This is a genomic window from Algoriphagus pacificus (genome assembly GCF_017254845.1).
GTDB lineage: Bacteria > Bacteroidota > Bacteroidia > Cytophagales > Cyclobacteriaceae > Algoriphagus > Algoriphagus pacificus.
The window spans coordinates 341,382-354,594 of sequence record NZ_JAFKCU010000003.1 but is presented as its reverse complement, the minus strand read 5'-3'; the positions used below and the strand labels follow the sequence as shown (position 1 = coordinate 354,594).

The following is a 13,213-nucleotide window of genomic DNA, read 5'->3' as shown; positions in this document are numbered from 1 at the left end:
ATAGGGTAAAATGCATATCGCTGTTTCCGGAAACATAGGAAGTGGAAAAACCACTTTGACAGAAAAACTTGCAAAACATTACGGATGGAAAGCAGAGTTTGAGGCGGTTGACAACAACCCCTACTTGCCTGATTTCTACGAAGACATGAAGCGATGGGCTTTTCATCTGCAGGTTTATTTCCTTAATTCCCGTTTCAACCAAATCAAAAAAATCCAGGAGAATGAATACGACTTCATTCAGGATCGGACGATTTATGAGGACGCCTATATTTTTGCTGCCAATTTGTATAAAAGTGGTTTGATGTCCGAAAGGGATTATGAAAACTACAGGAGCCTATTCGACAGCATGATTGCACATGTCAAAGCTCCAGATCTTTTGATTTATCTGAAAGCTGATATCCCCAAGCTAGTCGGGCAAATAGAAAAGCGTGGCAGAAGTTATGAAACAACTATGCGAATTGATTATCTGAAAAACCTCAATCAGCATTACGAAGATTGGATTTCTGGATACAAAGAAGGAAAGCTTTTAATCGTAGATGTAAACAATCTCGATTTCGTAGAACGAGCCGCAGATTTTTCCTATGTGGTGGAGAAAGTTGATCGTGAGATCTTCGGATTGTTCTCCTAAGATTTATTGAATTTTACGCAGTAACCAGTTGAGCAGCATTTTTCGCTGCTCTTCTTTTGGATTGACTAGCAAATGATCCAAGCGCTTCAAAGAACCACCTGTCATTAGTGTTTCATATGGATTTAGTCGGATTAGCTTATATCCATGGATTCTACTCTGAAGGTCTATTTGGGCATCATTATAAGCTGTTAGCTTCCAACCCGTTGCTCCATTTCCGAAAAAATCTCCTGGTTCATTTGCATCTCCAAAGCAATGCTTTGCCAAAGGCACACCATTCCAAACTCTTATTTGTAAGCCTTCCTTCAAACAATCTTTTTCATAAGCCCTACAAAGTCTTTTCTGGGCTTCATAAAATGGCAGATTCATTTCCGAGTAAAACTCTGATCTAAAAGTAATTAAGCGATATCGATTAAAGTGAAGTTCATCGTCATACAAGAATAGACACCTGTTGACTTTGAAATCAAATTTCAATTTGTTCAACAAAGGCAAATTCCCTTGACCACCTAAATCCTTATAAATTTCTTTGAGCCAATCTTCACCTTTTTTGTCTAGAAACTTTGGATTTACATCCAATTCAAATTCCCTTTCAAACTCAACTTCCCCTTCTTTAAGTATCAGATTGAGCTGTCTGGTAATTAGGTTATCCATTTGCTTATTTATTTTCCCGGACGATCTGCCAGGTATGATCTGCCAATAATTTTACTTCTGCCAAAAACATCGCAAAGTCCTTCTTTCTTCCCCATTCCTCAGGAGAAATCATGCTCAAAAAATCGGTTCCATCATTTTTTTGGTACAGAAAATAAGTATGGTTGATCAATGGCTCGAATGATACCGTGGCCTGATAAATTCTCTCAGAATACTCCACTCTAGCCTGAATGGATTTAGCCTGTTCAGCCAATAATTGCATTTGCTCATAAATCTGAGCCATTTGCATTTCAGTTTGGCTTTGCATAGCTGCCACTGCCCTGCCTGTAATTTTTCCCTGATCTTCGGGTTTTACAATCGCACTTCCAGAATGATGAGCATAAGGGAGAAGCCCAGGGTTTTCCGTGGTCTTCTTTTTCATTTCATCCAGATCTAGACGATCAATATCAATTTTTTTGCCTGTCATTTTCAGTTGGAATTCTCCTCTGTGGTGATTCTTTCCTTAAGATTTGGTTTTGAGCCAGGGAAAGTAGTCCTAGTCGAAATATCATAGCCGATCCAACACATGATCAACATGAATATCACAAAGAGAACAAGGAATATCTTTTTATTTCGCTGCATCAGTTGCTGTTCTTTTTGACTTGCTCTGCAAAATTAAGGAATCAGAATAAAGAACCCACGAAAAAGAAAACTGTTCCGAAGAGAATTTGAATTATGGGAAAAATTCAAGGATTATCGTAAAATATTTAAATAATAGCTGAATTCAAGCCTTCCAAAATTATACAAATTGAAAATTGTTTTTAATTTTATCGGAAGTGTACCAATCCTAGTTTTTTTCAATCTATACTGTTTTGAACCCGACCATGTATCAACTTATCAGTGAGCAATCAATTTATCAGTATTTTGGTGACGATGATCCTGAGATGACTCGAGAAATGATCCAAATTATCTTGGATACGAATATCAAAGATCTAAAAGAGTTGGAAGTGTTCTACGGTGAAAATGATTATGTGACGATCAAAAAAAGATGTCACAAAGCAAAGCCATCTATGAGCTATATCGGTGCGCTAAAAACCCGCAAGCTGCTTGAAGAAATTGAAGCAAACCTCGAAAACTCTGAAGAACTGAATCAGACCCTCCAGCTTCAATTGGATGTAATCATCTCAGAACTAAATAAGTTCTTGACAACAATTAATTAAGAATTAAACAAATACCACAAGTTATGATGCAGCGAAAACTCTTTTTTCTGCCCTTGCTATTTATTGCCCTAACGCAAGCCTACGCACAAAGTACCTTATCAGTCGAATACATCATGAGAGATCCCAAGTGGATGGGAACTTTCCCCTCTTCTGCGAGATGGGATGATGCAAGCAAACAAATTTATTTCAGATACAATGTAGAAAATGATCCCGCGGATTCACTGTATAAAATAAATTTGGATAACCCTAAGGCCATTACTAAAGTCCATTGGCCAGAAGAAAACTCTCTTCGAAAAAACTCTGCTTCCTTGAATGCTGCCAAAACGCATCGATTGTTTTTGGAAGATCAAACCATAAAGATTGAGGATCTGGCAAAAGGAACTGAAACGGTGGTTTTGGAATGGTTTCAAAATCTATCCAACCCAAGTTTTTTAGCAGATGAAAATCTGGTTTCTTTTACTTCAGATGGAAATATTTTTGTCGTCAATAGAAGCACAGGAAATGTTAATAAAGTAACCCGTATCTCTAATGGATCCAAACCAAAATCCAGAGAGCGATCTTCTGATAAAACAGAAGAATTGGGATTTCTGGAAAAGGATAATCTTAACTTGCTCAAGGTAGTTAATGAGAGAAAAGAAGCCCAAAAAGCAAGCAGAGCTTATCGTGAGTCCATTGCCGACTCAGGTGAAGAGGAATTCACTTATTATACCGAAGGTAAAAACCCTATCAATCTTACACTATCTCCAGATGGTAATTTTGCCACTTTCTCTTACTACGAAAGACCTTCTTCCAATAAGTCCACAAAAGTCCCTGATTACGTGGATGCCTCTGGCTATACTACAGATCTAAATGCTAGATCAAAAGTGGGTACAGAACCTACGTTAGTAGAAGTAGGGATTTATGATTTGACCAGAGACACGGTTTACTTCATTGAGACCAGTGATCTACCAGGAATCAAAGATCTTCCAGATTATGTAAAAGATTATCCTGAAAAAACCTGGGAAGAAAAAGAAAGAGATTTGGTGTTATCGCAACTATATTTTTCTCCAGATGGAAAAAATGCTGTGATCAATATCAGATCTACAGACAACAAAGACAGATGGATTGCTCAAGTTGATCTGAAAACTGGAGCTCTTAAAAACCTGGATCGACAAAGAGACGAAGCATGGATAGCAGGTCCAGGTATAGGCTGGTCATTCTCCGGAGGAACGATGGGCTGGTTGCCAGATAACAAGCACATCTACTTCCAATCAGAAGAAAGTGGGTATTCTCATTTATATCTATTGGATGTGACTTCTGGTAAGAAAACAGCGTTGACTTCTGGTAAATATGAAGTTTTTGATCCATTTATTTCCAAAGATCAAAAGTCTTGGTATTTGACTACTTCTGAGGTTGATCCAGGAGAAAGGCACTTTTATAAAATGCCTTTAATGGGTGGCAAAATGGAAAAGCTTACTTCCATGACTGGAAACAATAATGTGACTTTATCCCCTGACGAGAAAAAGCTTGCTATTATATATTCCTACAGTAACAAACCCGAAGAATTATATATCCAAGACAATAAAGTTGGGGCTACTCCTACTCAGTTGACTTTTGGTCAAAGCGAAGAATTTAAGTCTTATAACTGGAGAGATCCAGAAATCATCCATTTTACAGCAGAGGATGGAGCGAAAGTACCAGCTAGGTTATATGCTCCAGATCCAGCCAAAAAGAATGGTGCGGCAGTAATTTTTGTTCACGGCGCTGGCTACTTGCAAAATGTCCATAAATGGTGGAGTAGTTATTTCAGAGAATACATGTTCCATAACCTGTTAACTGATCTTGGATACACCGTTTTGGATATTGATTATAGAGCAAGTTCTGGTTATGGCAGAGATTGGAGAACAGGCATCTATAGACATATGGGTGGAAAAGACCTTTCTGATCAAGTAGATGGTGCCAAATATCTAGTAGCATCGCAAGGCGTTGATGCTGATCGAATCGGGATTTATGGTGGAAGTTATGGCGGTTTTATTACTCTGATGGCATTATTTACTGAGCCAGATGTATTTAAATCTGGAGCTGCGCTTCGTTCTGTAACTGATTGGGCGCATTATAATCACGGCTATACCGCCAATATTCTGAACACACCTGAAGAAGATCCTATCGCGTACAGAAGATCTGGTCCAATCTATTTTGCTGAAGGATTGAAAGGCAATTTATTGATGGCTCATGGCATGGTAGATGTCAATGTCCATTTTCAAGATGTTGTCAGACTTTCACAACGCTTGATCGAGCTAGGCAAAGACAATTGGGAAATGGCAATTTACCCTGTGGAAGACCATGGATTTGTAGAGCCAAGTTCGTGGACTGACGAATACAAACGAATTCTTAAATTGTTCAACACCACCCTACTTCAAGATTAATGGTAAAATCATTTCGAGTGGCATCCGCTTTTTTAGCAGGTGCCACTTTTTTTATTTCAACTTTCTCATGTCAAGAGAAAAAAGAGGTTTCCACAGGGATCACCGGAACTATTGCTGAAAATGCAATGGTCGTTTCAGCTAGAGAGGAAGCTTCAGCCATTGGTTTACAGATTATAAAGAATGGCGGAAATGCCTTTGACGCCATGATGGCAACTGAGATGGCGCTGGCGGTTACTTATCCTTTTGCAGGGAACCTAGGAGGCGGAGGATTCATGGTTTATAGAATGGCTGATGGATCTATTGGCTCATTGGATTATCGTGAAAAAGCCCCTTCAGCAGCATTTTCCGACATGTATTTAGATGAAGAAGGAAATGTTATACCTGGTTTAAGTACTCAAGGAGCTTTGGCATCTGGAGTTCCAGGGACAATTGCAGGTATTTTTGAAGCACAGCGAAAATTTGGAAAACTGAGCCCAGCAGAAATCATTCAACCAGTCATCGAATTAGCGATGAAAGGATATGTTGTGACTGAGAAACAAGCAGAACGACTGGCTAGAGTAAGAGATGTAGTTGTGGAAGTAAATGGTCCCGAAACCTTCTTTGCCAAAAATTTTGCAACTGGCGATACTTTGAAAGTACCTGTTTTGGCAGAGACCTTACAAAGAATTGCTTCAAATGGTAGAGATGAATTTTACCGTGGTGAAACTGCAAAAACCTTAACTGCACATATTCAATCGATGGGCGGAATCATTACAGAAGAAGATTTGGCTTCTTATGAGGCAGTTTGGCGTGAACCAGTAGTCTTTAATTATAAGGATCTAAAAATAATTTCTATGCCTCCTCCAAGTTCTGGAGGAATGACATTGGCCCAGATTTTTGAAATGATTAAACCTTTTGATCTAAAAGGCTTTGGCCACCACAGCCCAGAACATATTCAGATCCTAGTAGAAGCGGAAAGAAGAGCCTATGCGGATAGGAACTATTACTTAGGTGATCCTGATTTTGTGACTATTCCAGTGGATGAACTTAAGGATCCTGCATATTTAAAGGAAAGAATGAGCTCATTCAGCTTTGAGAAAGCAACCAAATCAGAAGAGATTTCTGAAGGAAAAATCGCTTTTGCTGAGAGCATGGAAACAACGCATTACTCAATTATTGATACAGAGGGAAATGCAATCTCAGTCACTACAACCCTGAATGGAGCTTATGGATCGAAGGTATATATAGATGAACTTGGCTTTTTCATGAATAATGAAATGGACGATTTCAGCTCCAAACCAGGAGTGCCAAACATGTTTGGATTGATCGGCGCAGAAGCGAATAGCATTCAACCGGGCAAAAGAATGTTGAGCAGCATGACTCCTACCCTTGTGGAAAAAGACGGTAAATTATGGATGGTAGTAGGAACACCAGGTGGATCAACAATTATCACTTCGGTTCTTCAGACCATTCTTAATGTGTATGAATTTGGAATGGGCATGCAAGAGGCAGTCGAAGCACCTAGATTCCATCATCAATGGTTACCTGATCTTGTCAGTTTCGAGCCAAATTCTTTTGACAGCACACTGATTAACAAGTTGAAAGCGAAGGGTTATATCATTTTGGAAAACAACAATCCTATCATAGGAAAAGTCGATGCTATTCTGGTTTTACCCAATGGTAAACTTGAAGGAGGAGCTGATCCAAGAGGTGATGATAAAGCAGTAGGGTTTTAAACCTGAAAATGCTTCCTGACAAAGGGAAAAAGCAATCTTCACAAGGAAGCCTTGCTTTTTCCCTTTTTTAGTTTTGGAATACTTAATTTTGCTTCCAGAGAACCAAAAGCTAGTCGCTTGATGTTCTCGCTCTATCTGTAACCTAATGGACCTTGAATCCATTAATTATTACAAGCTATGAAAACAAAACCTAGAGTAGTTGTCGGCCTTTCTGGAGGAGTAGACAGCTCAGTAGCCGCTCATTTATTGATCGAGCAAGGCTATGAAGTCATCGGGATGTTCATGAAAAACTGGCACGATGAATCAGTTACAATTTCCAATGAATGTCCTTGGATGGAAGACTCCACGGATGCAATGCTAGTTGCGGAGAAATTGGGAATCCCTTTCCAAGCTATAGACCTCAGTGAAGAATACCGCGAGCGAATCGTGGATTATATGTTTGATGAATACAAGGCTGGTAGAACTCCCAACCCGGATATTCTTTGTAACAGAGAAATCAAATTCGATATTTTCCTAAAAGCCGCAGAAAAGCTAAAAGCAGATTTTGTAGCGACAGGTCACTACTGCCAGAAAGGTGAAATAGAAGTGGATGGAAAACCGGTTTACCAACTTCTTGCCGGAGCAGACCCAAATAAGGATCAAAGCTATTTCCTTTGCCAACTTAACCAGCAACAATTAAGTAAGGCTCTTTTTCCCATTGGTCACTTACAAAAGCCAGAAGTAAGAAAAATTGCCAAAGAGCAAGATTTTATCACCGCAGATAAAAAGGATTCTCAGGGACTTTGCTTTATCGGCAAAGTCAGACTTCCTGATTTCCTACAGCAGCAGTTAAAGCCTAAAAAAGGAAAGATCATTCAAATCCCTGAAGAATTGGAAGTGTATCAATCCCAAAGAATTCCTGCAGATATCCCTGCAGAAGACTGGGATACTGAGACTTTGGATGCTATTTCCCTACCCTTGCATTATTCAGCTGATCAAGGCAAAGTGCTAGGAGAACATAATGGTGCCCATTATTTCACTGTTGGACAGAGAAAAGGACTTCATGTAGGTGGCACTGGCAAACCATTGTTTGTGATAGCCACAGACACTCGTGAAAACATCATTTATACAGGTTTGGGAGAAACACATCCTGGACTGCTTAGAAATGGTCTCTTTGTGAAAAACGATCAGATTCATTGGATCAGAGAGGATTTAACTTTGGCAGTTGGAGAAAGCGCTCGATACAAAGCAAGAATCCGATATCGTCAGCCCTTAACTTGGGCAACTTTAATCAGAAAAGAAAACGGGCTTTATGTCATTTTTGACGAGCCCCAAAAAGGTGTTGCTTCTGGTCAGTTTGTGGCTTGGTATGATGAAGAGGAATCAATCGGATCAGGAACCATCTTCTAAAAATTCAGAAAGTCAGTGTCTCCATTGACTTTCTTTTTATATCCCTATGTTATTAGAAATCCTTTTCGAAGACGAATACCTGATTGCTATCAATAAACCTTCTGGTCTTTTGGTACATCGTACTTCTATTGCCGCCGATGAAACAGTTTTTGCCTTGCAATTACTAAGAGACCAGATTGGACAACATGTTCATCCTGTTCATAGACTTGACAGGCCAACCAGCGGAATTTTACTTTTTGCAAAACAAGAAGCCATTCTTCCCCAATTAAAGGCTTTATTTTCTGAGAGAGAGGTAGAGAAAACTTATTTAGCTTTAGTAAGAGGTATTCCTACAGTAAAGCAAGCGATGATTGATTATCCGCTGAAAAGCGAGCGATCGGGAAGGATGCAGGAGGCCCAAACTAGTTATCAGGTCATTGGTGAAACGGAAATTCCTTTTGACACAACAGGCAGATATCCCACCAGCAGGTACAGTCTTCTTGAACTAAAACCAGAAACTGGGAGAACTCATCAGATAAGAAGACATTTGGCACATATCCGGCATTACATCATAGGAGATAAAAAGCACGGGGATAACAAGCAAAACATTTTTTTTGAAAAGCAATTTGGCCTAACGAACTTGCTACTTCATGCACATCGCTTGGTTTTCAAACATCCATTAATCGATTCAAGAATCAGCCTTAATTGCGCTCTCCCTCCCCATTTCACTAAAACGCTACGGGATATCCAATTAGATTCATCCCAAATAGCTGTTGAATAGAACTCATTTAGGGAAATTCATTTACTTTAGAAAGGAAATCAATAACCCTATGAAAAAAATTACCCTCAGCTTGAGTATGCTTTTAGCAATAGGCAAACTCGCTATCGCCCAATCGACAGATATAGAAAACAAGTTTAACAGAGAAGAGGCCATTTCTCATTTTAGCTATTTGGCATCTGATGAACTAAAAGGAAGAGACCCTATCCGTCCCGAAATCGAAATGGCTGCAAGTTACATTGCTTCAGAATTTGAGAAATATGGAGCGAAGCAAGTACCAGGAGCAACCGGATATTATCAATTAATTCCATTTATGATGTCTACCCCTCCTAAAACCGGAGAGATAGTCATAGACGGTCAAACTTATGAGCAAGGAGAAACCCTTTTGGTACTAAGTGGTCCAGACCTCGAGGGATCCTATGAGCTCGTAGATGTAGGTTTTGGTCTGGAAGCGGATTATGAAGGCAAAGATTTAAAAGGAAAAATAGCAGTATCTAATGTAGGTGCACCGGATCAAATGAGTCCAGCAGCCTTGTTTTCATTAGGCGCTGAGAAAATCAAACTTGCCAAAGAAAACGGTGCAGTAGGTCTTGTTGAAATGTTCAATATCCCATCCGTTCCTTGGCAATTGGTTTCCCGTTTCTTAAACAGAACCCAATTGACAATTGATCAAGGAGAAGCAGGAGATTTACCGTATATCTGGGTGAAAGACTCTAAAAATTCCATCAAGTCAGAAATGGCAAAAGGTGAAATGGATGAAGCCCGCTTTAAAATTCAAAAGAAAACCAATCAGGCAATTGAAGGTAAAAATGTTGTTGCCTGGATAGAAGGAACAGATCCTGCCCTTAAGAATGAATTTGTGTTGCTTTCTGCCCACTATGATCATGTGGGAGTTGGTGAGCCAGATGCCAATGGAGATTCCATTTTCAATGGAGCCAGAGACAATGCTGTTGGAACAGTTGCTGTGATCAATGCAGCAAAATATTTTGCTGAAAACCCTCCAAAAAGATCTATTCTATTGGCTGCATGGACAGCAGAAGAAAAAGGATTATTAGGAAGTGCCTATTTTGCTTCTAATCCACTTATTCCTTTGAAAGACATCATTTTCAATTTGAACATTGATAATGGTGGTTATAATGACACTTCTATCATCACGGTAATTGGTTTAGGAAGAACCACAGCAGATAATCTAATCTCAGAGGCAGTTTCTGAAATTGGTTTGAAAGCTATCTCAGATCCAGCTCCTGAACAGGGTTTGTACGATAGATCTGACAATGTAAGCTTTGCAAAGCACGGTGTACCTGCTCCAACGTTTAGTTTGGGATTTACTGCTTTTGATGATGAAATAAACAAGTACTACCACAAACAGGCGGATAGCGTTGAATCATTCGATTTGGATTACGCAGTTAAATATTGGAAAGCCTATATTTTGGCAGCCCAAAAAATAGCTAACATGTCCGAGAAACCTTTTTGGGTTCCAGGTGACAAATATGAAGGAGTTGGAAAATCCTTGTATGGGATAAAATAATTAACCGAATAGCATTCCAGCAATAGTTGCTGTCATTAAACAGGCCAGAGAGGCAGCTAAAAGAGACCTGAGTCCTAATCGGCTCAGGTTTCCTTGTTGATTGGGAGCAATGATACTGATTCCTCCTAATTGGATAGCAATGGAGCTGAAGTTTGAAAATCCACAAAGTGCGTAAGTCGCTATCACGATAGATTTGGGACTAAGTGTTCCCAATTCCTTCATCTCAGATAGACTTAAATAGGCTACGAATTCATTGATTACAGTCTTTTGTCCCAATAAACTACCTACTTGCAAGGTATAAGTCCATTCCACTCCGATCACCCAAGCAAAGACCCTGAAAACCTGGCCAAATAGATATTCTAATGAAAAGCCTTGGAACTGACCACCAGTACTGGAAACCACAAAAGAATTCAAACCAGTATATTCTCCGATCAATCCGCTCAAGACATAATTAACCGCCGCGATCACTGCAATAAACGCCAATAACATTGCTCCAACGTTTAGAGCTAATTTTAGACCTTCTGAAGCTCCAATTGACATGGCATCAATCAAGTTTACTCCCATTGCTTCCTCATTCACTTCCAGCTTATCCTGTTTGGTTTCTTTTTCTACCTCGGGTACAAACATCTTTGACATCACAATCGCAGCTGGAGCATTCATGATACTTGCACCAAGCAAATAGGCTGCAAACTTACTTTGCTCCTCTAAGCTATCTCCTCCCAAAAATGCCACATATCCTGCTAGTACTCCACCAGCGATAGTAGCCATTCCTCCAGTCATCAAGCACATCAACTCAGATTTACTCATTTGAGGAATAAATGGTCTAACCAAAAGCGGAGCTTCTGTTTGACCCAAAAATATATTCCCAGCGGCAGAAAGGCTTTCTGGGCCCGAAAGTCGCATCGTTCGAGCCATGACCCATGCGATTCCAAAAACAATCTTTTGAAGGACTCCTAAGTAATACAAGCCTGCTGAAACCGTAGAAAAGAAAATAATGGTAGGCAATACCTGAAAGGCGAAAATAAACCCAAAGCTGTCTCCTGCCAGATCTCCAAAAATGAAAGCTGCACCGTCTCGGCTAAAGCTTAAAAATTTAACAAAGGCTTCACTGAGAACAGCAAAACCCTGAGCTACTAAGGGCACTTTGGTAATCAAAAATCCAAAAACCAGTTGAAGGGCAATCCCGATTCCTACAAGTCTCCAGTCAATTCTTTTCTTACTGTTTGAAAAAAGAAAAGCTATCATCACGATGACAGCAAGCCCTAAGACACCCCGCAAATAATCCATGAATTAATTTTTAATTAGAAAGGCTAAAAATAGCTAAGTCAAGATCAAGAAAAAAGCCTGGATAGCTCCAGGCTTTGTAAGAATCAATTTCTTTTGTTGATTTCGTCCCTTATTCGGGCTGCTTTTTCGTAATCTTCATTGTTGATGGCTTTATCCAGCATCTGGTTCAGTTTATCCAAACTGAAATCTTTCAATGAATTTTCCTTTTTAGAGCTGATTTTTTGAGTGGCAGGCTTAGATGTCGATTTTTCCTCTTTCTTTTCCTCTTCGGAAAATTCAATGGAAGCCTCAGACATCACTTTCTCTGAACAGAAAACCGGAGAATCAAATCTTACCGCAATAGCTATAGCATCTGAAGGTCTGGAATCTATCTCCACTTCAGAACTCTCATTATGACAATGGATTTTGGCATAGAAAACACCTTCTTTCATGTCTGAAATGACAATCTTGTCAATTTCAAAATTAAAGCTATTTGCAAAAGACTTAAATAAGTCATGAGTCATCGGGCGATTGGGTATAATCTTTTCAATCTCAATAGCAATCGCCTGAGCTTCAAACATTCCTATCACAATTGGCAATCTTCTACTCCCTTCAACCTCTCCCATCACCAGAGTAAAAGACCCTGATTGTGAATGGTTTGATGACAAACCTAAAATTTCCAGTTCAACTAGTTTTTCCACAAAAATTATAATTCAGCTTTTAATGCTTCAGTCAATTTAGGTACAACTTCGAAAGCATCTCCAACAATCCCATAGTCCGCTGCCTTAAAGAATGGCGCTTCAGGGTCTTTATTTATCACAACGATACACTTCGAAGAATTAACACCTGCAAGATGTTGAATCGCGCCTGAAATTCCTATTGCTATGTATAAACTTGGGGCTACTTTTACACCTGTTTGTCCTACGTGCTCATGATGAGGTCTCCAACCGATGTCAGAAACAGGTTTTGAACAGCCAGTAGCTGCACCTAGTGTTTTAGCCATTTCTTCCAGCATTCCCCAGTTTTCAGGGCCTTTCATGCCTCGACCACCAGAAACTACAATATCTGCTTCAGGTAGTAGTACTTCACCTGTTGCTCTTTCAGTAGCTGTGATTTTTGAATTAAAATCGCTTTCAGAAAGTGTCACCTCTAAAGATTCAACCGCAGCAGAACCACCATCTGTTTTTAGATCAACAGAATTCTTTTTAATAGCAAGAATCTTGTTTTCAGTAGTCAGTTCTGTTTCAGCAAATGCCTTTCCTGTGAAAATGCTTCTCTTAACTTTAAATCCTGAGTCAGTATTTGGAAGTTCGACAACGTTGGATACCAAACCTGCATTCAGTTTGACTGCCAGTCTAGCTGCAACGGCATCACCTAAAGAAGACTTAGCCATAATTAAGGTCTTTGAGCCCACTTTTGCAAATGCCTGAGCAATTGCCGAAGCATGTGCCAAAATAACACCTGCATCCAATCGCGCATCTGAACAATGCAAAACTTTACTAGCTCCTGCAGAACCTACTGCCGCTAATTCATCATTTGAAATGGTACCCAATGCCACAGCAACTACATCCCCTTCACCGGTTTTTGCAGCCAAGGCACTCGCGAATGAAACTACCTCCAATCCTGTTTTCTTGATCTTTCCCTCTGACTGTTCTATATATACTAAAATCGACATAATATC

At 39.7% G+C, this 13,213-nt stretch carries 12 protein-coding genes; 7 read left to right on the top strand and 5 right to left on the bottom strand.

Features of this window, described 5'->3' with window-relative positions:
• Positions 1-10 precede the first annotated feature (10 nt).
• Positions 11-628: a deoxynucleoside kinase gene (locus J0A69_RS14060; protein WP_206587244.1), complete on the top strand. Its 618-nt coding sequence runs from the start codon at positions 11-13 to the stop codon at positions 626-628.
• Positions 629-631: 3 nt separating this feature from the next.
• Here J0A69_RS14060 and J0A69_RS14055 read toward each other — a convergent pair whose 3' ends face one another.
• Positions 632-1,276 (bottom strand): DUF7255 family protein, encoded by a 645-nt coding sequence (locus J0A69_RS14055; RefSeq protein WP_206587243.1) that lies wholly within the window; start codon positions 1,274-1,276, stop codon positions 632-634.
• Positions 1,277-1,280: 4 nt separating this feature from the next.
• Complete coding sequence (locus J0A69_RS14050; RefSeq protein ID WP_206587242.1) at positions 1,281-1,739, bottom strand: DUF2452 domain-containing protein; 459 nt, start codon at positions 1,737-1,739, stop codon at positions 1,281-1,283.
• A 397-nt stretch (positions 1,740-2,136) separates the two neighbouring features.
• Here J0A69_RS14050 and J0A69_RS14045 point away from each other — a divergent pair, with 397 nt between their 5' ends.
• From J0A69_RS14045 to J0A69_RS14020, 6 genes are all read left to right on the top strand, one after another.
• Positions 2,137-2,472 carry an Hpt domain-containing protein gene (locus tag J0A69_RS14045; protein WP_206587241.1) on the top strand — a complete coding sequence of 112 codons (336 nt, stop codon included), beginning with the start codon at positions 2,137-2,139 and terminating at the stop codon, positions 2,470-2,472.
• Between the two features lie 26 nt (positions 2,473-2,498).
• Positions 2,499-4,877, top strand: a complete 2,379-nt coding sequence (locus J0A69_RS14040) for a S9 family peptidase (RefSeq protein ID WP_206587677.1) — start codon at positions 2,499-2,501, stop codon at positions 4,875-4,877.
• Positions 4,877-6,592, top strand: a complete 1,716-nt coding sequence (gene ggt, locus J0A69_RS14035) for a gamma-glutamyltransferase (protein WP_206587240.1) — start codon at positions 4,877-4,879, stop codon at positions 6,590-6,592. Before J0A69_RS14040 ends, ggt begins: the two co-directional genes overlap by 1 nt.
• A 177-nt stretch (positions 6,593-6,769) precedes the next feature.
• Positions 6,770-7,981: a tRNA 2-thiouridine(34) synthase MnmA gene (gene mnmA, locus J0A69_RS14030; RefSeq protein WP_206587239.1), complete on the top strand. Its 1,212-nt coding sequence runs from the start codon at positions 6,770-6,772 to the stop codon at positions 7,979-7,981.
• A 46-nt stretch (positions 7,982-8,027) separates the two neighbouring features.
• The gene (locus tag J0A69_RS14025; protein WP_206587238.1) at positions 8,028-8,741 is read left to right on the top strand and encodes a pseudouridine synthase; all 714 of its coding nucleotides are present in this window, start codon (positions 8,028-8,030) and stop codon (positions 8,739-8,741) included.
• 49 nt (positions 8,742-8,790) lie between these two features.
• A complete protein-coding gene (locus J0A69_RS14020; protein WP_206587237.1) occupies positions 8,791-10,266 on the top strand; it encodes a M28 family peptidase in 1,476 nt (491 codons plus the stop codon).
• Here the strand turns inward: J0A69_RS14020 and J0A69_RS14015 are convergent, their stop codons facing one another.
• The 3 genes from J0A69_RS14015 to J0A69_RS14005 form a co-directional block, all read right to left on the bottom strand.
• Positions 10,267-11,553, bottom strand: a complete 1,287-nt coding sequence (locus tag J0A69_RS14015) for a NupC/NupG family nucleoside CNT transporter (protein WP_206587236.1) — start codon at positions 11,551-11,553, stop codon at positions 10,267-10,269.
• Positions 11,554-11,636: 83 nt separating this feature from the next.
• A complete protein-coding gene (locus tag J0A69_RS14010) occupies positions 11,637-12,233 on the bottom strand; it encodes a bifunctional nuclease domain-containing protein (RefSeq protein WP_206587235.1) in 597 nt (198 codons plus the stop codon).
• 5 nt (positions 12,234-12,238) lie between these two features.
• Complete coding sequence (locus J0A69_RS14005; RefSeq protein ID WP_206587234.1) at positions 12,239-13,207, bottom strand: electron transfer flavoprotein subunit alpha/FixB family protein; 969 nt, start codon at positions 13,205-13,207, stop codon at positions 12,239-12,241.
• Between the last annotated feature and the right edge of the window lie 6 nt (positions 13,208-13,213).